This window comes from Shimia sediminis (assembly GCF_003990645.1).
GTDB classification, from domain to species: domain Bacteria; phylum Pseudomonadota; class Alphaproteobacteria; order Rhodobacterales; family Rhodobacteraceae; genus Shimia; species Shimia sediminis.
On sequence record NZ_RYZK01000009.1, the window covers coordinates 116188 to 140543 of the forward strand.

The 24356-nt window shown below is 57.6% G+C and carries 18 protein-coding genes; 6 read left to right on the forward strand and 12 right to left on the reverse strand.

Features of this window, described 5'->3' with window-relative positions:
* Nucleotides 1–4 precede the first annotated feature (4 nt).
* From EK369_RS16975 to EK369_RS16990, 4 genes are all read right to left on the reverse strand, one after another.
* The gene (locus EK369_RS16975; protein ID WP_127115458.1) at nt 5–1180 is read right to left on the reverse strand and encodes an acetyl-CoA C-acyltransferase; all 1176 of its coding nucleotides are present in this window, start codon (nt 1178–1180) and stop codon (nt 5–7) included.
* Nucleotides 1181–1192: 12 nt separating this feature from the next.
* Nucleotides 1193–3283 (reverse strand): 3-hydroxyacyl-CoA dehydrogenase NAD-binding domain-containing protein, encoded by a 2091-nt coding sequence (locus EK369_RS16980; protein ID WP_127115459.1) that lies wholly within the window; start codon nt 3281–3283, stop codon nt 1193–1195.
* Nucleotides 3284–3404: 121 nt separating this feature from the next.
* Nucleotides 3405–5045 carry a mechanosensitive ion channel family protein gene (locus EK369_RS16985; RefSeq protein ID WP_235871461.1) on the reverse strand — a complete coding sequence of 547 codons (1641 nt, stop codon included), beginning with the start codon at nt 5043–5045 and terminating at the stop codon, nt 3405–3407.
* A gap of 85 nt (nt 5046–5130) precedes the next feature.
* The gene (locus EK369_RS16990) at nt 5131–5508 is read right to left on the reverse strand and encodes a 5-carboxymethyl-2-hydroxymuconate Delta-isomerase (protein WP_127115461.1); all 378 of its coding nucleotides are present in this window, start codon (nt 5506–5508) and stop codon (nt 5131–5133) included.
* Nucleotides 5509–5677: 169 nt separating this feature from the next.
* Here EK369_RS16990 and hpaE point away from each other — a divergent pair, with 169 nt between their 5' ends.
* The 4 genes from hpaE (at nt 5678) to hpaH (ending at nt 9827) form a co-directional block, all read left to right on the forward strand.
* Entirely contained in the window at nt 5678–7186 is a 1509-nt protein-coding gene (gene hpaE, locus EK369_RS16995; RefSeq protein WP_127115462.1) for a 5-carboxymethyl-2-hydroxymuconate semialdehyde dehydrogenase, read from the forward strand.
* 40 nt (nt 7187–7226) lie between these two features.
* Nucleotides 7227–8081 carry a 3,4-dihydroxyphenylacetate 2,3-dioxygenase gene (gene hpaD / locus EK369_RS17000; protein ID WP_127115463.1) on the forward strand — a complete coding sequence of 285 codons (855 nt, stop codon included), beginning with the start codon at nt 7227–7229 and terminating at the stop codon, nt 8079–8081.
* Between the two features lie 85 nt (nt 8082–8166).
* Nucleotides 8167–9030: a fumarylacetoacetate hydrolase family protein gene (locus tag EK369_RS17005; RefSeq protein WP_127115464.1), complete on the forward strand. Its 864-nt coding sequence runs from the start codon at nt 8167–8169 to the stop codon at nt 9028–9030.
* Nucleotides 9027–9827 (forward strand): 2-oxo-hept-4-ene-1,7-dioate hydratase, encoded by an 801-nt coding sequence (hpaH, locus tag EK369_RS17010; RefSeq protein WP_127115465.1) that lies wholly within the window; start codon nt 9027–9029, stop codon nt 9825–9827. The genes EK369_RS17005 and hpaH overlap by 4 nt, the downstream gene beginning before the upstream one ends.
* On the opposite strand, the gene EK369_RS17015 is transcribed toward hpaH, so the two are convergent.
* A complete protein-coding gene (locus tag EK369_RS17015; RefSeq protein ID WP_127115466.1) occupies nt 9828–13229 on the reverse strand; it encodes an indolepyruvate ferredoxin oxidoreductase family protein in 3402 nt (1133 codons plus the stop codon).
* 131 nt (nt 13230–13360) lie between these two features.
* Here EK369_RS17015 and EK369_RS17020 point away from each other — a divergent pair, with 131 nt between their 5' ends.
* Nucleotides 13361–13819 carry an Lrp/AsnC family transcriptional regulator gene (locus EK369_RS17020; protein ID WP_127115467.1) on the forward strand — a complete coding sequence of 153 codons (459 nt, stop codon included), beginning with the start codon at nt 13361–13363 and terminating at the stop codon, nt 13817–13819.
* A gap of 75 nt (nt 13820–13894) precedes the next feature.
* On the opposite strand, the gene EK369_RS17025 is transcribed toward EK369_RS17020, so the two are convergent.
* Both EK369_RS17025 and EK369_RS17030 read right to left on the reverse strand, forming a co-directional pair.
* The gene (locus EK369_RS17025) at nt 13895–16135 is read right to left on the reverse strand and encodes a xanthine dehydrogenase family protein molybdopterin-binding subunit (RefSeq protein ID WP_127115468.1); all 2241 of its coding nucleotides are present in this window, start codon (nt 16133–16135) and stop codon (nt 13895–13897) included.
* 3 nt (nt 16136–16138) lie between these two features.
* Nucleotides 16139–16597, reverse strand: a complete 459-nt coding sequence (locus tag EK369_RS17030) for a (2Fe-2S)-binding protein (protein WP_127115469.1) — start codon at nt 16595–16597, stop codon at nt 16139–16141.
* A 176-nt stretch (nt 16598–16773) separates the two neighbouring features.
* Here EK369_RS17030 and EK369_RS17035 point away from each other — a divergent pair, with 176 nt between their 5' ends.
* Nucleotides 16774–17772 carry an AraC family transcriptional regulator gene (locus tag EK369_RS17035; protein ID WP_127115470.1) on the forward strand — a complete coding sequence of 333 codons (999 nt, stop codon included), beginning with the start codon at nt 16774–16776 and terminating at the stop codon, nt 17770–17772.
* 169 nt (nt 17773–17941) lie between these two features.
* Here EK369_RS17035 and EK369_RS17040 read toward each other — a convergent pair whose 3' ends face one another.
* The 5 genes from EK369_RS17040 to EK369_RS17060 all read right to left on the reverse strand — a co-directional run bounded on the left by EK369_RS17040 (nt 17942) and on the right by EK369_RS17060 (nt 24279).
* Nucleotides 17942–19369: a TRAP transporter large permease gene (locus tag EK369_RS17040; RefSeq protein WP_127115471.1), complete on the reverse strand. Its 1428-nt coding sequence runs from the start codon at nt 19367–19369 to the stop codon at nt 17942–17944.
* Nucleotides 19362–19997, reverse strand: a complete 636-nt coding sequence (locus tag EK369_RS17045) for a TRAP transporter small permease subunit (protein WP_127115472.1) — start codon at nt 19995–19997, stop codon at nt 19362–19364. The genes EK369_RS17040 and EK369_RS17045 overlap by 8 nt, the downstream gene beginning before the upstream one ends.
* A 74-nt stretch (nt 19998–20071) precedes the next feature.
* Entirely contained in the window at nt 20072–21088 is a 1017-nt protein-coding gene (locus EK369_RS17050; RefSeq protein WP_127115473.1) for a C4-dicarboxylate TRAP transporter substrate-binding protein, read from the reverse strand.
* A 126-nt stretch (nt 21089–21214) separates the two neighbouring features.
* Complete coding sequence (locus tag EK369_RS17055) at nt 21215–22558, reverse strand: sigma-54-dependent transcriptional regulator (protein ID WP_127115474.1); 1344 nt, start codon at nt 22556–22558, stop codon at nt 21215–21217.
* On the reverse strand, nt 22555–24279 hold the full coding sequence (locus tag EK369_RS17060) for a sensor histidine kinase (protein WP_127115475.1): 1725 nt from the start codon (nt 24277–24279) through the stop codon (nt 22555–22557). Before EK369_RS17060 ends, EK369_RS17055 begins: the two co-directional genes overlap by 4 nt.
* Nucleotides 24280–24356 lie beyond the last annotated feature (77 nt).

The window sequence follows — 24356 nt, forward strand, 5'->3', positions numbered from 1 at the left end:
TCTCCTAGAAAATCTCGAACAGACCAGCTGCCCCCATTCCGCCACCAATGCACATCGTCACAACGCCCAGCTTGGCGCCGCGGCGCTTGCCTTCCAGCAACAGGTGGCCGGTCATGCGTGCACCGGTCATCCCAAAGGGGTGTCCAATCGAAATCGAGCCCCCATTGACGTTGTACTTCTCGGGGTCAATGCCCAGCTGGTCACGGCTATAGAGACACTGGCTGGCGAAAGCTTCGTTCAGCTCCCAAAGGTCGATGTCATCCACTTTCAGCCCATGACGTTCCAACAAGCGCGGCACTGCGAAGACCGGACCAATGCCCATTTCGTCAGGCTCGCATCCGGCGACAGCAAATCCCTTGAAAGCCCCAAGAGGTTCAAGACCTCGACGCTCGGCCTCGGCGGCCTCCATCACGACAACAGCTGCCGCGCCGTCAGACAGCTGCGACGCATTACCAGCGGTAATGAAGTTACCCGCTCCGCGCACCGGATCGAGACCGGCAAGCCCTTCAAGGGTCGTCGTCGGACGGTTGCATTCGTCCCGATCAACGGTGACTTCTTTCATCGAGATCTCACCGGTTTCCTTGTCCTTCACAGCCATCGTGGCCTGCATCGGTACGATTTCGTCGGCAAATTTTCCCTCGGCCTGCGCCGTGGCAATCAGCTGCTGCGAGCGCAGGGCGTATTCGTCCTGATACTCACGGCTCAGGCCATAGCGCTGCGCCACGATGTCAGCCGTTTCAATCATCGCCATATAAATCGCTGGTTTGTGTTCAAGAATCCATGGATCGGGCGCCGGGCGCATCTTGGATTGTACCAGCGAAATGCTTTCCACCCCACCTGCGACCATCGGACCAGCACCCTCTTGTGTGATGGCATTGGCGGCGAGCGCGATGGCTTGCAGCCCCGAAGAACAGAACCGGTTTACGGTCATACCAGACGCCGTAACCGGCAGGCCGGCGCGAATGGCAATCTGGCGACCGATATTGGCCCCGGTTTCGCCTTCAGGCAGACCGCAACCAATCACGCAATCTTCAATCTCGCCCCCTTCCAGGCCGGCACGTTCTACGGCAGCGGACACGGCATGCCCGCCCATCGTTGCGCCATGCGTGGCATTGAAAGAACCTCGAAACGACTTGGCAAGGCCGGTCCGGGCGGTCGATACGATAACAGCTTGTTTCATGGATCGGTCTCCTTACCGGTTCAGCGAGGCAAAAGTCTTGCCCTCAGCGACGAGTTGTTCAAGAAGTGGCGCAGGCTGCCAGAAAAAATCGTCTTCTTTCTGGAAAGCTTTGATGTCATTCAGGATTTTCTCGAGTCCGACTGTATCCGCATAGTGCAGCGGTCCACCGCGCCAGCGCGGGAATCCGTAGCCGTTGAGCAGGGTCATATCCACATCGAGCGGGCGCAGGGCAATCCCTTCGCCAACCACGCGGGCGGATTCATTGACCATGGCCGCCATGTAGCGATCGATAATTTCCCCATCACTGATTTCGCGGGGCGTGATGCCTTTGCCGGAGCGTTCTGCTTCGATGATCTCCAAAACCTCGGGGTCAGGCGCTTCACTCCGGTCGTCACCATGGATGTAAAAACCACGCCCGGTTTTGCGCCCAAAGCGGCCTTTTTCACAGATACGGTCCGCAAACTCGGCATATTGCTCGCGCGGATCCCGGTCCGGTGCCCGACGCTTGCGCGAGGCCCAGCCAATGTCCAATCCGGCAAGATCCGCAACGCGGAACAGGCCCATGGCCAGGCCGAACTCTTCCATGGCACGGTCAACATCATAAGGGCTGGCGCCCGCCAGAACCGCGCCATTCACGGCCTTGGCATAGGCATTCAGGATGCGGTTGCCGATGAACCCGTCACAAACGCCAGCGCGCACGGCGATTTTCTTCATGCGCTTGGCCAAAGCAAACCCCGAGGCCACAACATCTGCAGAAGTCTTGTCAGCAACCACGACTTCGAGCAGGCGCATGACATGGGCTGGCGAAAAGAAGTGCAGGCCAATGACATCCTCAGGACGGTTGGTCATGGCTGCGATGTCGTTGATGTCGAGATAAGAGGTGTTTGACGCAAGAATTGCGCCTGGCTTGCAAATTTTGTCGAGCTTACCGAAAACGTCCTGCTTGACCTCCATGCTTTCAAACACGGCTTCGATCACAAGATCGGCCTGCGCAAAATCCGCATAATCCGTTGTGGTACGGAACTTCCCACCAACGATGGCGTCGAACTTGGCCTGTGCGAGCTTGCCGCGTTTTACAGCCCCTGAGAGATGGCCCGTGACTGTTGCAGCGGCTTTGTCTGCCGCTTCTTGGTCGCGCTCTGCCAAGGTTACATCGAGACCTGCAAGCAGGGCGCTGGTTGCAATTCCAGCCCCCATCGTGCCGCCGCCAATCACGCCAACCTGCTGGATGTCGCGCGGGGCGCCCGTTTTGATTTCTGGTACTTTCGCGACTTCACGTTCACCAAAGAAGGCGTGGACCATCGCGGCGCGTTGCGGATCATTGTAAAGCTCCATGAACAGCTCGCGTTCGCGGGTCATGCCCTCGTCAAACGGTAGGGTCATGGCCGCTTCAATGGCTTTCATGCAGTTGACGGGAGCCTTCAGGCCGCGCGCCTTTTTGGCAACGGCGGCCTGCATCTTTGCAAAATCCTCTGCATCAATTGCACTGGCTTCACGCGCACTCGTCGGGCGAGCCTTGGCGCCTTCCGCAACCAACCGTTCTGCCATTGCGATCCCGGCTGCGCGGACGTCATCACCTTGCGCAATCTCATCGATCAACCCCAGCTCCAGCGCCTCTTTAGCGCCGATCATGCCGCCGCCAGTGATCATCTGTACTGCCTTGGCGATAGGCACGATCCGTGGCAACCGCTGGGTTCCACCCGCGCCAGGCAGGATACCCAGATTAACCTCTGGCAGACCAAAACGTGCCGAAGCAAGCGCCACCCGGTAGTGCGCGCCCAGTGCTGTTTCCAGCCCGCCACCCAATGCCGTACCGTGCAACGCCGCAACGGTAGGAGTCGAGACCAGCTCAATTTGGTTGATAACATCAGGAAGACTTGGTGGCATCGGAGGCTTGCCAAACTCGCGAATGTCCGCGCCAGCGATGAATGTCCGGCCAGCCCCGTAGATAACAATTGCCTTCACAGCCTCATCAGCATCTGCCGCCAGGACAGTCTCGACCAACCCCTGGCGCACGGCCTGGCTCAATGCGTTTACGGGCGGATTGTCGATTTCAATAATGGCAAGGCCGTTCTCAACGGTCATGCGAACCGGGTCGGTCATGGGGATCTCCTAAGAATGGTCGGCAAAACAGGATTCGCCGCGCTGCAATAATTTTACAATGTAAAATTCACAAAATATACCTAAGAAATTCGTGACGCCGCGCCACTAAGCGTTGAGTCTTCTATTTTTCGCTAGCATCACGAGAGTTTGCCGCCAATTCGCCTTCCCAAAAAACGGGTGCAATCTTGGCGTCGGGCGTGTCGTGTTGGTAAGACGGCGTCATAATCTGCACTTCGTTTTCATTGAACACGTCGATGACATTCTTGTGCAGCTCACTCATCAGTTGCGGCAGAGAAGAACTTCGCGTGGTAAACGCATTGATCTGATAGTTGATCGCATAGTCCGCCAACGCTTCGACCAAAACAAACGGGGCGGGATTCTTCTTGAGACCCGTTGTACGCTCCGCAGCATTCAGCAACATCGCTTCAATTTTTTCGCGCGGCTCTTCATACCCAATCCCAACCGTGGTGTGCAGCAGCAGGCCCTTGCCATCCAGTTTGGCCGAGTAGTTCTTAACCTCGGAGGCCAGAAGTTTGGCGTTGGGAATACTGACCAGCTCGTTCTTGACTGTGCGAAGGTAGGTTTCCATCAGCTTGATGTTGATGACGTCACCGTAATACTCACCAACAAGGATGCGATCTCCGACCTTCATGCTGCGCTTGTAGAGAACAAACAATCCGGCCAACGAGTTGGAAATGACCGAATTGGAGCCGAGGGAGACCATCAAGCCCAAGAAGATTGTCAGGCCCTGAAAGGCCGCAGAATCCGAGCCCGGAATGTACGGGAAGCACAGTACAATGGCCATCAGGATCAGACCAAGACGCACCAGGCTATAGGTCGGCCAAATCCATTGAGGCTCAAAGTTCTTGAGCGCTATTGTCCCTTGCTCGACGTTCTCAAAAAACAGCCGGACACCGCGGATGGCAAAACTGGTGACCCAGGAAATGATCGCGATGACGATCAGGTTTGGCACATATGACACCGCCCCTTTTGCGAGGTCCACAATGGGATCGGTCACATACTTGATCAATAGCGACGCGATGGGCCTGGTTTCAGGAAAGGCCAGCAATACGAAAGACAAGTAGTAATAGAAGCCCACAAAGAGGGTCAGATCCAGGAAAAGGCGCATCACATATTCAGCCAACCGCGCGACCGCCTGACTTTGCACCATTTCTTTGGTGGCCTCCTGAACCGCCTTGAAGCGATGGCGCACCATACGACCAAGGAATGCAGGTAACCGGCGTCGGATCATCACGATAAGTGCGCAATAGGTGATAAAGACAGCAGTCCAGATCAGCGCAGTTGTCGCGCTTTGGGCAATCGCTTCGTCGGTGCGGCTCTCTCGATAGGCGAGGATCGCTGCCTCAATCGCATCGGATTGCAGTTCGACAACCACAACCATGTCCATTTGCTCGAGTTCTGCGTCGGCCTCGGTCGCAATGGTGATGAGCTGGCCTTCGGCGTAGATCTCGATGCCAATACCCACCCGCCGGGTTGTCATGACCACGCTTTTGGCAACGCTGGACTTCGCCACTTCTAGAATACGCTCTGAGATCTTTGCGGCGCGCTCGTCCGCAGGCAGTGCAGAGGAGCCACGCACATTAAATAGCGCCTCTCCGTCAAAAATCACCGGCTGAGCAAACTCTGTTGCCGTTTCCCGAGCCGCCTCTTCGTCCGGTTCGCTGCTTTGGGCGACCCCAGTCCCTGACCAGGAAAACGCCAATAGAATGCACAGAACAAGGCTGCGAAGTACCAGTTGCATCTCACCCCTCCCCAAGGGCCGAAGCAGTAAGCCGCCTCGTCCATGGTATGCTACAGGTGTAAGACGCAAACTCAACAACAGAGTGTCATAGATGATCCCGGATGGTGCCCGTTTTCGGCGATAGGCTGGCATCAATGTCGCGCATTTCCAGCGATAAAGCCAAAGATCGCGTCGCCAATACCGGAGCCAGAAACACCTTCGCCGCCTCAAAGACTGTTTTGGCAGCTGCTTCTTTCACGTCCTGCGGGCGCCCTTCTCGCAGACGGATTGAGATGTCAACAAAGCCGTGTTTAGCGTCTCCGTCTGCAATGGCATAGTGTTCTGCGCGAAACGCTCTGACCCGAATTCCTGGCATCGGGAATGCTTCGATTTCAGCAGCAGCTTTACGAATGGCCTCGCAAAATTCGCTCATATCCACCGCGTCTTCCAAGTTTGCTGAATACTCGATGATGAAATGTGGCATATGGAATCCTGACTTAACTTGCTTAATAAATTAAGTTTTAGCCAGGCGGCGTGTCAAAGTATTTCCCTAATCAGTGCAGATCAAAATTTTAGTTGACATGTTAAGTAATTTCTCGCTACCCTCCATCAACAGAACATCCCATCCACACGGGACCACGAAGGAGCATCTTATGAGCGCACTTGCAACCAACCTTGAAAAGCTGGACGGCTACCTCGCTCGGTTTCGTGAAACCGGCATCAAACATCGCATCGGCGGCAAGGATTGCGACGGTTCGGCCGGAACATTCCAGTCCACTTCTCCCGTCAACAAAACTGTGATTTGCGACGTCGCACGCGGGGATGCCAGCGACATCGACGCTGCAGCCCGCGCTGCAAAAGACGCTTTTCCGGCGTGGCGCGACATGCCTGCGTTAGAGCGCAAAAAAATCCTGATCCGTATTGCAGAAGGCATCGAAGCCCGCGCCGAAGAGATTGCCCTGTGCGAATGCTGGGACACAGGGCAGGCTTTGCGGTTCATGTCCAAAGCGGCCATTCGCGGCGCTGAAAACTTTCGGTATTTCGCGGACCAGGTAACCTCGGCACGTGACGGAAAGCAGCTGCAGTCACCGACACTCATGAATGTCACGACCCGCGTTCCAATTGGCCCGGTTGGCGTCATCACCCCCTGGAACACACCCTTTATGCTGTCGACATGGAAGATTGCCCCAGCCCTCGCCGCCGGATGCACTGTTGTTCACAAGCCAGCCGAGCTTTCCCCCTTGTCAGCGCGTATTTTGGTTGAAATCGCGGAAGAAGCTGGCCTGCCTCCGGGTGTTTGGAACATGGTCAACGGCTTTGGAGAGGATGCCGGCAAGGCACTTTGTGAGCACCGGGCCATCAAAGCCATCGCATTTGTTGGTGAGAGCAGCACGGGCAGCCTGATCCAGAAACAAGGCGCAGACACGCTGAAACGTTGCCACTTGGAACTGGGCGGCAAAAACCCGGTGATTGTATTTGACGACGCCGATCTGGATCGAGCGCTGGATGCGGTGATCTTCATGATCTACTCGATCAATGGTGAGCGCTGCACGTCGTCCTCACGACTGCTGGTCCAGGATAGCATCCGCGAAGAGTTTGAAGCCCGCCTGATCGCGCGTGTCAATAACATCAAGGTTGGCAACCCGCTGGATCCTGAAACCGTCATCGGCCCATTGGTTGGCGAGGAACACTTCAACAAGGTGACGTCCTATTTCGACATCGCCAAGGAAGGCGGCGCAACCATTGCTGCCGGCGGTGTGACCGTTGGAGACGAAGGTTATTTCGTGCGGCCCACGTTGTTTACCGGTGCCAACAATCAGATGCGCATTGCGCAGGAAGAGATCTTTGGCCCGGTCCTGACCTCGATCCCGTTTTCCACGGAAGAGGAAGCCTTGGAAATCGCCAATGACACGGACTATGGGCTGACCGGCTACCTGTGGACCAACGACCTGCAACGCTCGCTCCGCTTCACCGAAAAGCTCGAAGCTGGCATGATCTGGGTGAACTCGGAGAACGTTCGCCACCTGCCCACGCCCTTTGGTGGAGTCAAGGCCAGCGGCATTGGCCGAGACGGAGGCGACTGGTCATTCGAATTCTACATGGAACAGAAGCATATCGGCTTTGCCACCGGTGAACACCGAATACCGCGTCTCGGCGCATAAGAAGACCACTGGAAACGCGCGACATTTGGGAGGAAAACCTATGGGAGAGATTGTTCTCGCCGCCAAGATGACTCATGTACCGACCATGCTCATGTCCGAGCAGGACGGCCCCGTCAAAGGCAAGCGTCAAGCCGCCATTGACGGCCACCGCGAGATTGCCCGCCGCGCTAAGGAGCTGGGGGCTGACACCGTGGTGATCTGCGACACGCATTGGGTGATCAACGCGGGCTTTCACATCAACAGCAACAACCGTTTTGAAGGGCTGTTCACGTCAAACGAGTTTCCACAGTTCATCCAGAACCTGCCCTATGAATACCAAGGCAACCCGGAACTGGGCGACGCGATTGCGGCCAAGGCCAGCGACATGGGCGTCTACACACTCTCGCATCGGTTAGACTCGCTGGAGCTGGAGTATGGCTCGCTCGTGCCCATGCGTTTCATGAGCCGCGAACATGACATGAAGGTCGTCTCCATCGCCGCCTGGTGCACCGTGCACGACCATGACGAAAGCCGCGTCATCGGTGAGGCCATTCGCGCAGCTGTAGAAGCCAGCGACAGCAAGGTGTTGCTGGTGGCGTCCGGTTCGCTCAGCCACAAGATCTGGTCGAACAAGGACTATGCGCCCAACAACGGCACCTTCACAATTTCCAGCGAGTTCAACCGCCAGATGGACCTGCACGTTTTGGAGATGTGGAAGAATGGCGATCACGCAACCTTTCTCAAGATGCTGGGTGACTATGCCAACTTTTGCTGCGGCGAAGGCTCGATGCATGACACCGCCATGCTCTATGGCGCGCTCGGCTGGGACAACTATGATGCGAAATGCGAGGTCGTGACCGAGTACTTTCCGTCTTCGGGTACCGGGCAGACTAACGTGATCTTTCCGGTTCAATAAGGAACCGCAAGGAACCGCGCCCTCTGGCGTGATGGTCAGAGGGCTGAATTTGAGTATTTTTGGCAATACGAAGCAGGGGTTTGGGATGAAGTTTGCAACAGTGCGCGCGGGTGATGCGCAGCTTTATGGGGTGATTGTCGAGGGCGGGTTCATCGACCTCTCGGACTCGTTTCCCCAATGGTCCGGTTTGCGAGATGTGATTGAGGCCGACGCCTTGTCAGAGTTGGCGGCCGCATCTGAGAAGAAGCCCGTAAGTCATCCAGATGGCGACTTCAGCTATGACCTACCCATCCCCGAGGCCGCGCGCATCCTTTGCGTGGGCGTGAACTTCCCCGACCGCAATGCAGAATATAGGGACGGTAGCGCGCAGCCAAAGTACATGTCCCTGTTCCCCCGCTTTGTCAGCGGCTTTACTGGGCATGGCAGCAATCTCGTGCGTCCGCCCGAGAACCACACGCTGGACTATGAAGGTGAAGTGGCCATTGTCATCGGCAAGGGCGGACGGCGCATCAAACCCGAGGATGCCTATGACCACATCGCCGCTCTGACGCTGTGCAATGAGGGCACAATCCGCGACTGGGTGCGTCATGCCAAGTTCAATGTGACCCAAGGCAAGAACTGGGACAATTCCGGTGCCATGGGGCCTTGGCTGGTGCCCTTCACCGACGCCGCGCAATTGGATGACGCGCGCATCGTGACGCGGGTCAATGGCGAGGTTCGCCAGGACGATGTTCTGAGCCGTATGATGTTCCCGATCCGCGAAGAGATCGCCTATATTTCGACCTTCATGACGCTCCAGCCCGGCGACATCATCGTTACCGGGACCCCGACCGGGGCTGGCGCGCGGTTTGATCCGCCGCGTTATCTAAAACCCGGTGACGTGGTTGAGATCGAGGTCGAAGGCATCGGAACGCTCAGGAACGGCATTGAAGACGAGGTCGTGTCATGACCCCGGAAGATCACGCCTCCGCAGCCACCGCGTTGTTGCAGGCCGAGGCGTCTGGCCGCCAGATCGGCCTCTTGTCGTTGCAATACCCCGAGATAGGCATGGACGACGCATACGCCATTCAATCTGCCCTTGCTGCGCAGAAACTGGCGGCAGGCCGACGGGTGATCGGCTGGAAGATCGGGCTGACCTCCAAGGCCATGCAATATGCGCTGAACATCGACATCCCCGACAGTGGCATCCTGTTTGACGACATGGCCTTTGACACTGGCGGCACTGTACCCGAAGGGCGGTTCATTCAACCCCGTGTCGAGGCCGAGATTGCCTTTGTGATGAAAGCGCCACTGGCCGGAGACACTGTAACGCGACAGGATGTATTGGCGGCAACCGATTATGTGGCACCGTCGTTGGAAATTCTTGATACCCGCATCCTGCGCCAAGACCCTGAAACCGGGCGCGCCCGCACTGTCTATGACACCATCAGCGACAACGCGGCCAACGCAGGGTTTGTTCTGGGCAACCAGCGCCACGCGGTTGATTCATTTGATCTGCGCTGGGTCGGCGCACTCACCTTCCGCAATGGCGAGATCGAGGAAACTGGCCTTGGTGCGGGCGTTCTGAACGACCCGGTTGAAAGCGTCGTTTGGCTGGCGCGACGCATGGCGCAATACGGCCAGCGGATCGAAGCTGGTCAGGTGATCCTGTCGGGCAGTTTTATCCGCCCCATCGAATGCCCGCCGGGCAGCCATATCGCGGCTGATTTTGGCGACTTTGGATCGGTTGACATTCGCTTCACCTGATTAAAGCGCGCCCCGCAGCCCCGCGACGCGCGCCTTGACCTCTGCAATCGCCAGTTCTTTCACCGGCCCATAACCGCGTATGTCCATCGGGGCCGAGAGGATGTCCGCCAGGACAGGCCGATCGGCCCCTTGCGTGGCAACAGCGGTCCTCAGAACGCCCTCAAACCACAGGATCAGGCGACGTTCTTCGCGGCGCTCCCAAGCATAGCCAAAGGGATCAAACACCGTCCCACGCAGCCGCTTCATCTTGGCCAACACCCGCATCATGCCAGTCATCCAAGGGCCAAAGGTCCGTTTGCGTGGGCGTCCTCGCGCATCCCGCCCTGTGGACAGGATCGGTGGCGCCATGTGGTAGTGGACCTTAAAGTCACCCGAAAACATCTGGGCCAGACTGTCGGCAAACCCGGTTTGCGTGTGCAACCGCGCGACCTCGTACTCGTCCTTGTAGGCCATCAGTTTGAACAACGACTTCGCAGCCAGAATGGCCAGATCATCTCCAAAGGCTGCTTGAACAGGCGCAAGGGATTGGCGAAACCGTTCAGCGTAAGCGGCGTTCTGATAGTCGGTCAGAAAGCTCGCACGATCGGCCAGCACGACCTCAAGCTCTTCGGTCTCGTCACCTGTGTCCTCCACAACCAGCGCCTGCGGATTGCCCGCCATTACACGACCCAGATCAAAAGCGCTTGTGTTTTTTTCAACCGCTACTCCGTTCAACAGGATTGCCTGTTTCAACGCGACCTCTCTCACCGGGACCAGACCCTGTTGCCACGCGTAGCCAAGCATCAGCACATTGGCGAACACACTGTCGCCAAGCAGCTCTTCGGACGTCTTGTTGGCATCCAGGCCGCTGACATTCTTTGCACCAACTGCCTGACGGATCACCGCTTCTCGCGCATCTACGCGAAGATCAGCATCACGCTGCAGCACAAGATCTCCGGTCGGCATTTCGGCGCGGTTCAAAACCACCTGCGCACCATTGCGGTAGTGCGCAGATGCACGCGGACTTGACGACACAACGATGTCACAACCGATCACGGCATCTGCGGCACCTTGGTCAATGCGGACTTGATGAATGTCCTCTGGACCCTCAGCCAGACGAATATAGCTTAGCACTGTCCCGAATTTTTGCGCAAAGCCCGTGAAATCCAGAACCGATGCGCCACGCCCCTCGATATGGGCGGCCATCGTGATCAAGGCGCCCACGGTGACGACCCCAGTGCCCCCAACCCCGGTAACCAAAAGATCATAAGGCTTCGCGAGAGGAGGAAGGTCAGGTTCCGGCAGATCGACCAACAGGGCGGCCACATCGATTTCTGCGCCCTCCTTTTTGCGCCGCTCGGCCCCTTCGACCGTTACAAAGGATGGACAGAACCCGTTCAGACAGGAAAAGTCCTTGTTACAGCTCGACAGGTTGATTTTGCGCTTGCGCCCGTATTTGGTGTCCAGAGGTTCAACGCTCAGACAGTTGCTTTCGACCGAGCAATCGCCGCAGCCCTCGCAGACAAGCGGATTAATGACGGCAAAGCGTTTGGGGTCTTCCATGGTCCCTCGCTTGCGGCGCCGACGCTTTTCTGTGGCACAGGTCTGTTCGTAAATCAGGACACTGACCCCTTTGACATCGCGCAACTCGCGCTGCACCGTGTCCAGGTCTTCGCGCGTTCTCAACTGGGTGCCCGGCGGAAAATCTCCGTGATTGAACTTGCCGATATTGTCCGAAACAAGAACGATCCGGTGCACGCCTTCTGCACGGCACGTTTGGGCAATCCCCTGAACACTGACCGGGCCGTCAACTGGCTGACCGCCTGTCATGGCCACTGCGTCATTGTAGAGAATCTTGTAGGTAATGTTGGTGCCTGCGGCGACGGCTTGCCGGATTGCCAAGGACCCCGAATGATACCAAGTCCCCTCGCCCAGGTTTTGAAAGATGTGTTTGCCGCCATTGAACTTGGACGTCACCACCCACGGCACGCCTTCTCCTCCCATCTGGGCATAACCCGAGGTCTCGCGATCCATCCAGCTGGCCATGACGTGGCACCCAATGCCGCTGGCCGCCTGCGAACCTTCAGGCACCTTCGTCGACGTGTTGTGAGGGCATCCCGAACAGAAATAAGGGGTACGATTGGCGCCTTCGACCTTTAACAAAACTGGCGGGGTTCGTGTCAGCGCCCTGGCCTTGCCCGGCAGCCCTTCTTCAGGGAAAAAACGGTCCAACCGCTCTGCTACAATCGGCGCCAGTTTCAAGGGCGACAACTCGCCAGTCCAAGGGATCAACGGTTCTCCTGCAGCACGGTGTTTCCCAACCATCTTTTCCGGTTTGTCACCCGGCCAGTCATAGAAATACTCTTTGAACTGGCTCTCGATAATGCCCCGCTTTTCCTCGACGACCAGAACTTCCTTTTTACCCCGGACAAATGACAGCGCATCCCGCCGGGCCAACGGCCAGACCATGCCCACCTTGTAAATGTCGATACCCAGCGCGCGACACTTGATTTCGTCCAGGCCCAGCAACCGCAAGGCCTCCATCAGGTCAAGATGTCCTTTGCCGGTTGTAACAATACCAAAGGACGCCTCGGGAAGGTCATAGATGCGGCGGTCAATCGGGTTGGCCTCGACAAAGGCTTCCACGGCCTCCAACTTGTGGCCAATGCGTGTCTCAATCTCAGGGCTTGGAAGATCGGCCAGCCGGACATGCAACCCGCGTGCAGGTCCCTCAAATGGCGGCAGCACAAAGTCGCGATCACGGTGCAATTCGACAGATTGACCACTCTCAACCGTTTCTGAAATCGCTTTGAACCCCACCCATGTGCCTGAATAGCGCGACAGTGCAAAACCGTATTCCCCAAACGCCTGATACTCCGCCACCGACGCAGGATTCAACGTCGGCATGAACCAAGACATAAAGGCCACGTCCGACTGGTGTGGCATGGAAGAGGACACACAACCATGGTCGTCCCCTGCGACCACCAAAACCCCACCTTTGGGAGCTGACCCATAGGCATTACCATGTTTCAACGCGTCCCCCGAGCGGTCTACCCCCGGCCCCTTGCCGTACCACATGGAAAACACGCCCTCGACTTGGGCATGCGGATCCAGGCTCGCCTGCTGCGCCCCAAGAACCGCCGTGGCCCCCAAGTCCTCGTTCACCGCCGGCATAAAGGTTACATTGTTCTCTTCCACGCGATCCTTGGCGCGCCAGAGCTCCAGATCCAGCCCCCCAAGAGGCGATCCGCGATACCCTGATATGAACCCCGCTGTTTTCAGACCTTCGGCGCGATCCCGTCGCGCCTGGTCCAACATGATCCGCACCAGCGCCTGCGTCCCAGTCAGGAACACACGGCCTGTTTCCCGGGCGTATCGGTCGTCCAACTGATACGTATCAAAGGGTAGCGATTGGTCGGTCATCCGATATCTCCTGTCGACGCGCCCCTCCAGCCTACGCGAATTCCGTGAAATTCCTGACCAGTTTTCATTGCAACGGCATACCAAGACGGATAGTTCTTTCACAAAACACTAAATCCGTGGAATAACTCCTCATGATCATAGACACACGCGACAGACGCATTCTGGCTTGCCTGCAAATGGACTGCCGGATGTCCAATGCCGATCTTGCCGAACAGGTGGGCATGTCCGCCTCGGCCTGTTGGCGCCGCATCCGCGCCTTTGAAGAGGCCGGAATCATCGAGCGCTACGGCGCAGTGCTCAGCCCGGAAAAGCTGGGCCTCGAGTTCGAAGCCATCGTTCTGGTGCAACTCACCCGTCACGACCCCGACAAACTACAGGACCTCGTGCGTGTCATCGAACACCGTCCCGAGGTGCTCACCTGTTTCGCAACCACGGGTCAGGCAGACTACCACATGCATGTCCTCTTCCCCGACATCACCGCCTATAACGATTTCCTTGAAAAAACCCTTTTCCGCCTGCCCGCCGTTGCCAGCGCGCAAACCAACGTCGTCCTGCGCAAGATCAAACGTGCCGAAGCCATCGCCCCATAAAGAAAGGGGCCGTAGCCCCCTCTTCATCTGTTCATAAAGGCTTCAGGCGTCTGGGGGGCAGCTCCCAGACTTCCCTTAAACAAAAGCGATATGCTTGTTGAACGGCATCTCGCGGATACGCTGACCCGTGGCGGCAAAAATGGCATTGCCCAGCGCGGGCGCTGCAGGCGGCACTGGCGGTTCGCCAATCCCACGCACCTTGTCGCCGTTCTCCAGCCCCTTCACAAAGATCTCGGGACACTGATACAAACGCATGCCCTCGTGACTGTCATAATTCGACTGTTCGGCCATGCCATCCGCATAGGTGATCTCGCAATTGATCGCATGCCCCAAGGCAAAGACAACGCCGCCCTGCACGAGGTTCTCAAAGTTCACCGGATCCACCACCGTGCCGACGTCGGCGGTCACCCAGACTTTGTCGATGCGAATGCCATCCTCGGTATTGGTGACCTCGACCACCTCCGCCGTCGGCACACCAAAGCTTTCGACGAAAGCCACGCCCCGGCCCTTGTTCGGCCCCAGCTGACCACCCCAGGACGACATCTCGGCCACGGTTTCGAGCACCTTGCGGCTCACGTCATGGCCCATCAGCCGGATGCGCTCTTCCATAGGGTCGGCCCCCGCCGCGTGGATCAGCTCGTCCAATGCAGTGTCAAAAAAGAACCCATTAGGCGCAGCTCCAACCGAGCGCCAGGACGACACTGGCGCCAACTCCGGCGCGCGATAGGCCCGCATGCGGTAGTTGGGCAAAGTATACGGATTGTTCCACGCCCCGGCAGCGATCTGGCTGTCCGGTCCTGGCACCGGTAACTGGGCCCGTCCCATTTGCGAGCCAATCACTGATGGCATCGCCACCTGCAAATCCAGTGCTGCGACCCTACCATCCTTGACCGCTCCTGAAGCGCGGGCAATGCCCGGATGACGCGGGAAGTCATGCGCCATATCCTCTTCTCGCGAGTAGGTCAGCTTGACCGGCGTACCTCGCATCTGGTTGGCAATTTCCGTGGCCTGTTTGACATGCTCAAACTCCAGCCGGTGACCAAAACTGCCGCCCATGAATTGGTTGTGCAGTGTCACCTGTTCCGCATCATGGCCTGTGATCGCGGATATCAGAACCTGCAGCTGGCGCGGGATCTGATGGCCTGTCCAGACAGTCACCCCTGCATCTTCCACCAAAACAGTAGCGTTCAAAGGCTCCAACGGAGCGTGGGCCACATAGGGCGAACGGTACTCAACCTCAATCGCCTTGCCATCGGCCAAAGCGGCTTCGACCTCACCGTCATTGCGCCATTCCTTGTCCAGTTGTTTGTCAGTGAACGAGGCCGCCATTGCCTCCCAATGGCCATCCATTTCCGCCGGATAAGGCGCCTCTGCCCAATCCAATTCCACGGCTTCAGCCGCCTGGAATGCGCGCCACGTGTTGTCAGCAATCACTGCTACGCCACCAGTAATCTCAACCACTTTCGACACACCGCGCATAGACAACGCCTCGGTGGCGTCATAGCCATTCAATGTCCCGCCCTGACGCGGATTGACCTTAACCGCCGCATGCACCGCGCCTGGAATCTCGAGATCAATGCCATAGGTCTGTGTGCCGGTCGACTTGGCCAGAATATCCAACCGTTCCATGGGCTTGCCGATCAATCGCCACTGGCTGGGTTCGCGCAAGGTGACATCTGTGACCGGATTCAATCCCGCCGCGATCGGCGCCAATTCTTGATAGCTGAGTTTCGTGCCATCCGGCAAAACAACGTGCCCGGCCTCGGTTTTCAGCGCAGTGGTGTTGATGCCGGACTTCTCGGCCGCCGCGGCCTTCAGCGTCTCACGCGCCATCGCCCCGGCCTCGCGCAACTTGTCGAAACTGTCGGGAATGGTGGTTGATCCACCGGTGATCTGCATCCCCAGCAGCTTGACCATTCCGCCCATGAACCCACGCATCGTCTCGGCCGCAAAACTGTCGTCGGTTGACAGGAACGGCACGCCCTCATCTGCCAGTCCCCGGTTCCAATAGGCTTTGTCAGGCTTGCCAAAGCTGACCTGAAACTGGCCCAACTCCAGGTCCATCTCTTCCGCGATCAGGATGGCCTGTGAATGTGCAACCCCCTGCCCCTTGTCGCCATGCGGCCCGATCAGTGTGATCGTATCACCGTCTATCACCACCCAAGGGTTGAAGGTCGCCGCCCCACCCGACAGGTCTTGTTCCAAAGGGTTCGCGTAGGGTGTTTTGACCTTGTAGACCCCAAAGGCCACGCCACCAACCACTGCAGCCGACCCGATCAGGAACGTGCGCCGTGCGATTTTTCCAACTTTTCCCATAACTTACGCTCCCTGAACCTTGGTCGCAGCCAGCTTTACTGCGGCGCGAATGCGCGGATAGGTGCCACAACGGCACAGGTTGCCTGACATCGCCTCGTCAATCTCATCATCTGAGGGGTTCGGGTTTTCATTCAGCAGTGACGCCGCCTGCATCACCTGCCCCGACTGACAGTAGCCGCATTGCGCAACTTGGGTTTCCACCCAAGCCTCTTGCACCGCATGCAACAGGTCCGGCGTCCCCAGCCCATTGATGGTTGTTACCGGGCCATCCACGTCTGACACATAAGTCTGACACGAGCGCACAGCCTCGCCATTGATATGCACGGTGCAAGCACCACAGGCCGCGATCCCACAGCCGTACTTCACACCCTTGATACCCAGCTCATCCCTAAGCACCCACAGCAAAGGCATGTCCTCTTCGACATCCACCTCATGGGATTTTCCATCGACTACCAATTGCACGTGCACTCTCCCGTTGAACGATATTCGCTGGCTTCAAGATTAGCACTCACCGGGAAAATGCAACTTGCAGATCACGCCAAAATCAATTCTGATGACGCCAAGTCACTTGCAGAGGCTGGCTTTCACACCCGCCGAAACGCATCTTTCGTTCTGAAGACACGCCCAAAGGCCCGAACATGTCCCAGCGCACCCTTTATCCCGTGGCGCAGAAAATCGCCCAAACCTGCCAAATCCTGAAAATCTCGCCGGAACGTGTGATGCGCCGCGCAGGCCTGCCGGCAGACTATTTCAATCACGAAGGCAAAGGCAGCACTGCCGAGCAGTTCTTTGCCCTGTTCCAAGCGGTCTACGAAGAGGCCAAGCGCGAGGATCTCTCGCTGTATATGGGACAGCTTTATGCGCACGGGCCTTTTGTTCCTGCAATCTTTGCCTTTTCCTGCAGCCAAAATATCGAAGTTGGCCTGTCACGACTGGCCCTGTTCAAACCCCTACTGGCTCCACTTCGACTGGACGTGCAGCGACATGACGACCGGGTCACGCTCACCTTTGTTTCCGCCGATCCCGCCGTGGATTTGCCTGCGTGCATGGCCATGTTCGAACTGATCTATTTCCTTGAATGCAGTCGCCTTTTTACCGCCGAACGCATTGTACCCCTGCAAGTTGACTTGCCCTTCGACATGGCGGCATCGCCTGAGGAAACCGCCTTTTTCGGCATCTCAACCTCACCGGCACAGCACCCTGCCATCCACCTGTCGATCGAAGACGCAACGCGTCCCCTGATCTCGCAAAACGACAAAATGCTAAAAAGTGTGATGGAGGATCTGAACCGCCAGCTGGCAAAGAGTAAGGCGGCTCAACCCGTTTCCGCCCGCGTGCGCAGTGCCCTTGTCGAAATGCTGCCTTCGGGCCAATCCTCAGTGGACGATGCCTGCGACCGCCTCGCTATGTCCAAGCGCAGCCTGCAACGTAAGTTGAAAGACGAGAACACTTCGTACCAGGCGGTTCTGGAATCGGTGCGCTCGGAACTCTCGATACATTACCTGAAACAGGACGACATGACGGTCGAAGAAATCTCCTACCTGCTCGCCTACCGCGACCCCAATTCCTTTTACCGCGCCTTTCACGGCTGGACCGGCATGACCCCAATGCAGGCCCGAAGCGTGCAAGCTGAGTGAACTTTCTTTCCAAACAGACGCCAAACATCCATTCGACCACCGGCACCTGGGACTATGTTCTTGGCTGGGTCGAAAGAGATTCTCAAACAAGGGCTGCCCCAACGCGCGCCGGTTCGCGGTTCTGACAGCGCAATCAAAGGCGGAGGTATTCTCACCCTCCGCCTTGTCTTTAAACCTGACTTGGCAGCCAGAGCACAATCCACGGGAATGTCACCAACAGGGCAATTGTCACCGCATCAGCGATGAAAAACGGCGTCACGCCTTTGAACACGTCCTGTACGCTCAGATCATCACGCACGCCCGCCACCACGAAACAGTTCAACCCAATTGGCGGGGTGATCAGGCAGAACTCGGCCATCTTCACCACAAGAATACCAAACCAGATCGCACACATAGTGCCGCTCATGCCAAATGTGCTCTCTGCAGCGGTCACAGCCTCGCCCCCGTTTAGCGCCATCACGGCCGGATACACGACCGGAAGGGTCAACAGCAGCATTCCGATGGCATCCATGAACATGCCCAGAACCGCATAGGCCAAAAGAATGCAGACCAGGATCAGCCAGGGCGACATGGTAAGCGACGTAATCCAGTCCGAGAATGCACCGGGAAGGTCCGCAAACCCAAGGAAGCGCACATAGATCAGCACCCCCCAGATAATGGTAAAGATCATCACCGTCAGCTTGGCAGTATCCAAAAGCGCAACCTTAAGCTCTTTCCAGCGCATGCCTTGGTACAGCGCCATCAGGAACACGATAAATGCCCCTACAGCGCCACCTTCTGTCGGCGTTCCCCACGCGTCACCAAAGGGGTTGTAGACAAAGAAGATGATGATCACCACGACGGCCACAATGGGCAGTGCAGGCGGCAGCGAGGCAAAGCGTTCACGCCACGTGAACCCGGTGACAGGTGGGCCGACAGTTTTGAAGATCACGGCGATACCGATAATCATGGCGCCATAGATGACTGCCGAAAACGCGCCCGGGATAAATCCGGCGAGCAGCAGCTTGCCCACGTCCTGTTCCACGATGATTGCGTAAATCACGAGGATCGCGCTGGGTGGGATCAGGCTGGCAAGCGTCCCCCCCGCAGCAACTACGCCCGCCGCAAATTGTTTATTGTACCCAGCCTTCAACATCTCCGGGATAGCGATCCGGGCAAAGACAGCAGCCGTGGCAACCGAGGCGCCAGAGACGGCTGCAAAGCCAGCAGTAGCAAAAACGGTGGACACGGCCAGCCCACCTGGTACCCACGCAATCCAGCGTTTGGCGGCTTCAAAAAGCGCAGTGGTCAGCTTGGCGTGATAGGCAAGATAGCCGATCAGGATAAACGTTGGGATCAAGCTGAGCGCCTGACTGGACACTTTGGAATGCGGCACAGACCCCGCGATGGCGATGGACTTGCCCAGCGCCCCATCCCAAATTTCACGGCGCTCGTTCCAGTACAGAAACTTTTCAGGCGCATAGCCGAACTTGGCCCAGAAAATCCAGACAATGCCGATAAAGCCCGCCAAAGCTGCGGCGAACGCCACGCGCATCCCCAGCACGACAAGTACCAGCATCCCGCCAGTCACCCAAAGTCCGATGGTGATATTATCCATTTTGCTCGTCTCCGAGATGTTCGACCTCAGCGCGGGCCTGTTCTTCGATCGATTGCACCAGTGGCACGGCAACGGGCGACGGCAGGTTCAGAAACAACGCGCGACCGTATCCCACGACTTGTAGGGCCAGGCGCAGGCACATGACCCCGAAAGCAAGGGGCACAATCAGCTTTGACGGCCAGATCGGGATGCCAATGTCGATGGAACTGTCCCGCGAACACAGCGGACGAGCACAGTCGAATGAGCGTTCAAAGTGCGCCCAAGCGCCCATGGTCAGCGCGATCATCAAAAGCAGGATAAGGACCACACTCAACAGTTCAGCCCCCCAGAGCGCGCGGCCCTTCAGCTGACCGATGAGCATGTCCATACGAATGTGGCTGCCGTCCCGCTGGACATAGGCGATGCCCATCACGGCGATCAGCGGCATCAATGTCTCGATGTAGTCAACATAGCCGGACAGAGGCGACGCAAAGAACTGTCGACCTCCAACAGAGTACGCGGCGAGAAACATAAGGCTGAAAACGGCAAGACCACTCAGCAACGCAAAAAAAGTTTCCAGCTTGAGCAGGTGACGATCCAGCCGTGACAGTAGGCTGTTGTCTTCAAGCACGGCAGAACTACCGGCCATGTTCATCCCCCCAGATTTTTTGTTTTAGTGGAAACGGCCCCATGAAAACCGGGGCCGTTTCTTGTATCGCGCGCTTAGTTTGAGGCGCGGTGATCTTCGAGTGCTTTGACAACCAGATCATAAAGCTCCTGACCGGGCAGGCCCTGACCTTCCATGTCGGCAATCCATGCATCACGGATCGGATCCGCCGCTTTTGCACGGAATTCGTCCAGAACTGCGTCGCTGATCATGACTTTTTCAACGCCTTTTTCAGCCAGAACACTGTCCCACTTCTCCAAGAGGGTACCATAGTTGGCGACGTAATGGGCAAGCGCTTCATCGACCGAACTGTCCAGCGCAGCGCGGTGATCGTCACTGAGAGCGTCATAGGCGTCGATGTTGACCACAACCGGGCAGTTCACTGTGCCGGGGTTCAGGTTCGCCGTCCACCAGTCCGCCTGATTGATCGTGCCAAACGACAGGTGCGCGTGTTGAGCAAAAGCCACGGTGTCGACAACGCCGCTTTCCATCGCCTGATAGGCTTCTGTCGCGGTGACCGAAGTCGGCACGCCGCCTACCGCCTCAAACGCTTTGCCAAGACCGCCAGTGGCCCGAACGCGCATGCCGTCGAATTTGGCCAGTGTATCACGTGGCTCGCCTGTGCCGACAAGGTTGTACTGTGGCATGGGTGAGGTCATCAGCAGCATGGCGTTCCACTGTTCCATTTCCTCTGCCGCGGCAGGGTGCGCATAGACGGCCTTGGACACGGCCACTTCTTCGGCAAGGTTGGACACGCCAAGGAACGGCAGCTCCAGAACCGTGATCACGCGGTTCTTGTCACGGTGATAACCGGCACAGAACTGCGCCATCTCAAAGGCACCTATCGAGATACCGTCAAGATTCTCGCGGTTCTTTGACAGACCACCATAGCTGATGTTCAGGGTGAATTCGCCCCCGGTCTTTTCGCTAACCAACTCGGCCAGCTTCTCGACATGTTCGGTAAAGGCACGACGTTTGCCCCAAACAGATACATTCCATTCGGTAGCCATGGCTTCGGTTACAAAAGTCAACGAAAGGGCGGCCACAGCCGTCCGTCCAAATAGTTTACGCATCTTTTTCCTCCCCAATGCGTTTGCACTTGATGATTTGCAGTATGAAAGATGTAGCGCTGCTTGCCCATGAAGGAAAACGCGCGCCAACGCCACACAGCCCTGCGAAAATCCGCAGGGCCAATTCCGCTACAGAATAGCGTCTTTGTCGAGACCCAGTTTGACAATTTTTTCGTTCAGCGTACGCCGCCCGATCCCTAGGGCTTTGGCGGCTGCGTCCATGCGACCTTCATGCGCCTTGATCGCCTTACTGATCACCTCACGCTCAAAACTCGCAACCGCTTCGCGCAGCGTATCCGGGACGTCATCCAGCTTTTGATCTGCACGGATCGCCTCGGCCATCGACCCGGTGCTGCGCCGCGCTGCCAATACCCGACGCTCACAGGCATTGCGCAGTTCGCGCACATTGCCAGGCCAGTCGTGCGCCATCAGCGCTGCCAGATCGTCATGGTCGATTTCGGGCACGGATCCCTCGTGGATACGCGCGTAATCGGCAAGAAAATGCGACGCCAACAAGGTCAGATCATCTCGGCGCTGCCTCAGCGGCGGCAGGCTCAGAACAAATGTGTTGAGTCGGAACAAGAGATCCTGCCTCAGCCCGCCGTCGTTGACGGCCGCATCCACATCGACATTCGTGGCTGACACCACCCGCAGGTCGACCGATACCGGACGGGATGCCCCAACCGGCAAAACCTGCCCATCTTCAATCACGCGCAAAAGCTTGGCCTGTACCGGCAGCGGGCACATGCCAACCTCGTCCAGAAACAGCGTACCGCCTGATGCCGCGAGCAACCGCCCCTCGCTCTGACGTTCCACACCAAACATCTCGGCTTCAAAACTATCCGCAGACAAGGCAGCACAATTCAACGCCAGAAACGGTCGATCCGCGCGCGGGCTCAGATCATGCAGCGCGCGCGCCGCAACTTCTTTTCCGGTTCCGGTTTCCCCTTCGATCAAAACCGCTGCATCCATCGCGGCCAAATCCAGGATTTGATGGCGAAGGTCGACCAAAACGGCGGTTTCCCCCAGCATCACTCGGTCCAATCCGGACAGCTGGAACAGTCTTTGCTTCAGCCTTTCATTCGAAAGCCGCATCCGCGATTGATCCGCGGCATGGGTGAGGATCGTCAACAACCGGCGCGGTTCATAGGGTTTTTCGACAAAGCTATAGGCCCCGTCCTGCATGGCCTGCACGGCCATGGGGATATCCCCATGCGCAGAGATCAGTACCAGCGGCGGCGCATGGGGTCGCTTGCGAAGATGATTGAGCAAATCCATTCCCGACATGCCCGGCATCCGAACATCGGACAGGATCACGTCCGGACCAAAGGCTTCCAGCCGGTCCAGCGCGGCTTCTGCCCTCGGCACCGCCTCGGCGGCCCAACCTGCGGCGTTTAGGAGTTCGATCAACGATTGGCGCATTGCCTTGTCGTCGTCGACAACCAGAATGCTATAGGGCTGGATGTTGGTCATGCGGCATCCTCATTCCGTTCCGTCACGGGGATTGTCACCCGGAACACCGCCCCGCCGTTCGCGCTGTTCTTGCCAGTCATGGTTCCCTCGTGATCCTTGATGATGCTTGCCGAAATCGCAAGGCCCAGCCCCATCCCCTGGCCGCTCTCGCGCGTGGTAACAAAGGGTTCCTGCAATTCCTGCAGCGTGCGTGGACCCAGCCCATGACCGTTATCTTCCACCTCGAACCAGGCCTCACCCGAAGCTGCTCCGATGCGCACCCGCACCTTTGGATCGCTGACATCTTCTACGGCGTCTATCGCATTGCGCAGCACATTGGTCATCACTTGCTCAATCCGTAGCCTGATGCCACGCACACATATTGCAGAGTCCGGCTGATCCACGACCACATCAGTGCCGGTCTCCTCGATGTTCGGCGTCATCAGCGCCAAAGCCGCCTGCATGGCATCGCGCAAATCGAACGCCTCAAAGGGTTCGGCCTCGGGGCTGGCAAAGAACTTAAGCTGCCTTGTGATGCCTTCCATGCGGTCGACCAGCCCGGCAATACTGCCGGACAATGCCCCGGTGTTTCCCTTCAACTCAGCCGCAGCCAGATGGTTGCGCATGGCAGCAATGGGTTGACCCAACTCATGGGTCACCGACGCCGACAGCTGACCCAGTGCGGCCAGTCGGCTGGCCCGTTCCAGATCACTTTGCGCATGTCGCAGGCGTTGTTCCGCTGCCTTGCGCTCGCCAATCTCGACCGCAAGCTTGGCGTTCGCCTCGCGTAAAACTACTTCTTCTCGTTCAGAGCGCTGCAATCGGCGCTGGATGCGCCGGGCGCGCTGAACCTGAAACACGATCAACAATGATCCGGCCAGCAAAACAACACCCGCAGTCGCCAACCAGCTTTGTGTTACGGCCCTGTCGTCGCTGGCAAAATAGTGCAGCTGCCAGCCGTTCGGCAGATCATCCGCCACCAGATGCAACCTCTCATCGCCGGCAATTGTTGCCCGCATCTCGCCGCGCGACTGCCAGTCAAGCGGCTCCAACGGTTGTCTTGGAAACTGCCGTGCCTCGGTGATTTCCTGTCGCTTTGCCTCGGTCAGCGGGGACAGCACCCGGTATCGCCAATCCGGCAAGGAAGCCAACAAAATGACCCCATCAGCGTTGGCCAAAATGACCTGCTCACCAGCATTGCTCCAGCTTTCCTCCAGAGCGTCAAAGCTCTTCTTGATCGCGATCACGCCCAACATCGCTTGATCCGCGCCCCGTACACCATCGGCAATGAAGTATCCGGGCAGACCTGTCGTGGCCCCAATCGCGTAGAACCGCCCCTGCCCACCGGCAAACGCGTCTTTGAAGTAGGGTCGAAAAGCATAGTTCTGCCCCACAAAGCTCGCGGGAGTCGCATGGTTCGAGGCCGCAATCGTAGAACCGCTTTCCCCCATCAGGTAGATCGCGTCCAAACCGGCCTGATGCGAAAACTCCTCCAGCCGACGGTTCAAAGCACCGGTATCGCCGCCGTCGGCAGCCTCGATCACGAATGGGTCCCTCGCCAGAATATGGGTGAGATGAGAGTACCTCTCGACTTCGTCCACCACCGAACTGCGATACAATGACAAGCGTCCCAGCGCCTTGTCCATTTCCTCGGCCGAAAAGTAGACCGCCGAAATCCTGTTCACAAAAACCCCGACCAGGATTGCAGCCAAAAGAGAGATTATGAACGGTCTTGGAACCATGACACCTGTTTGGTTGTGCTGCGATACTTTGGCGAGGCTAGCCAATTGACCAGCCGCTGTGAACGCCTGTGCTGACA

Coding starts and splice junctions, on each gene's coding strand:
- EK369_RS16990 (WP_127115461.1), bottom strand. CDS start 5,508: ATGCCACATTTCATCATCGAGTATTCAGCAAACTTGGAAGACGCGGTG.
- EK369_RS17005 (WP_127115464.1), top strand. CDS start 8,167: ATGAAGTTTGCAACAGTGCGCGCGGGTGATGCGCAGCTTTATGGGGTG.
- EK369_RS17060 (WP_127115475.1), bottom strand. CDS start 24,279: ATGGTTCCAAGACCGTTCATAATCTCTCTTTTGGCTGCAATCCTGGTC.
- EK369_RS17040 (WP_127115471.1), bottom strand. CDS start 19,369: ATGGATAATATCACCATCGGACTTTGGGTGACTGGCGGGATGCTGGTA.
- hpaH (WP_127115465.1), top strand. CDS start 9,027: ATGACCCCGGAAGATCACGCCTCCGCAGCCACCGCGTTGTTGCAGGCC.
- EK369_RS16975 (WP_127115458.1), bottom strand. CDS start 1,180: ATGAAACAAGCTGTTATCGTATCGACCGCCCGGACCGGCCTTGCCAAG.
- hpaE (WP_127115462.1), top strand. CDS start 5,678: ATGAGCGCACTTGCAACCAACCTTGAAAAGCTGGACGGCTACCTCGCT.
- hpaD (WP_127115463.1), top strand. CDS start 7,227: ATGGGAGAGATTGTTCTCGCCGCCAAGATGACTCATGTACCGACCATG.
- EK369_RS16980 (WP_127115459.1), bottom strand. CDS start 3,283: ATGACCGACCCGGTTCGCATGACCGTTGAGAACGGCCTTGCCATTATT.
- EK369_RS17025 (WP_127115468.1), bottom strand. CDS start 16,135: ATGGGAAAAGTTGGAAAAATCGCACGGCGCACGTTCCTGATCGGGTCG.
- EK369_RS17035 (WP_127115470.1), top strand. CDS start 16,774: ATGTCCCAGCGCACCCTTTATCCCGTGGCGCAGAAAATCGCCCAAACC.
- EK369_RS17050 (WP_127115473.1), bottom strand. CDS start 21,088: ATGCGTAAACTATTTGGACGGACGGCTGTGGCCGCCCTTTCGTTGACT.
- EK369_RS17015 (WP_127115466.1), bottom strand. CDS start 13,229: ATGACCGACCAATCGCTACCCTTTGATACGTATCAGTTGGACGACCGA.
- EK369_RS17020 (WP_127115467.1), top strand. CDS start 13,361: ATGATCATAGACACACGCGACAGACGCATTCTGGCTTGCCTGCAAATG.
- EK369_RS17055 (WP_127115474.1), bottom strand. CDS start 22,558: ATGACCAACATCCAGCCCTATAGCATTCTGGTTGTCGACGACGACAAG.
- EK369_RS16985 (WP_235871461.1), bottom strand. CDS start 5,045: ATGCAACTGGTACTTCGCAGCCTTGTTCTGTGCATTCTATTGGCGTTT.
- EK369_RS17045 (WP_127115472.1), bottom strand. CDS start 19,997: ATGGCCGGTAGTTCTGCCGTGCTTGAAGACAACAGCCTACTGTCACGG.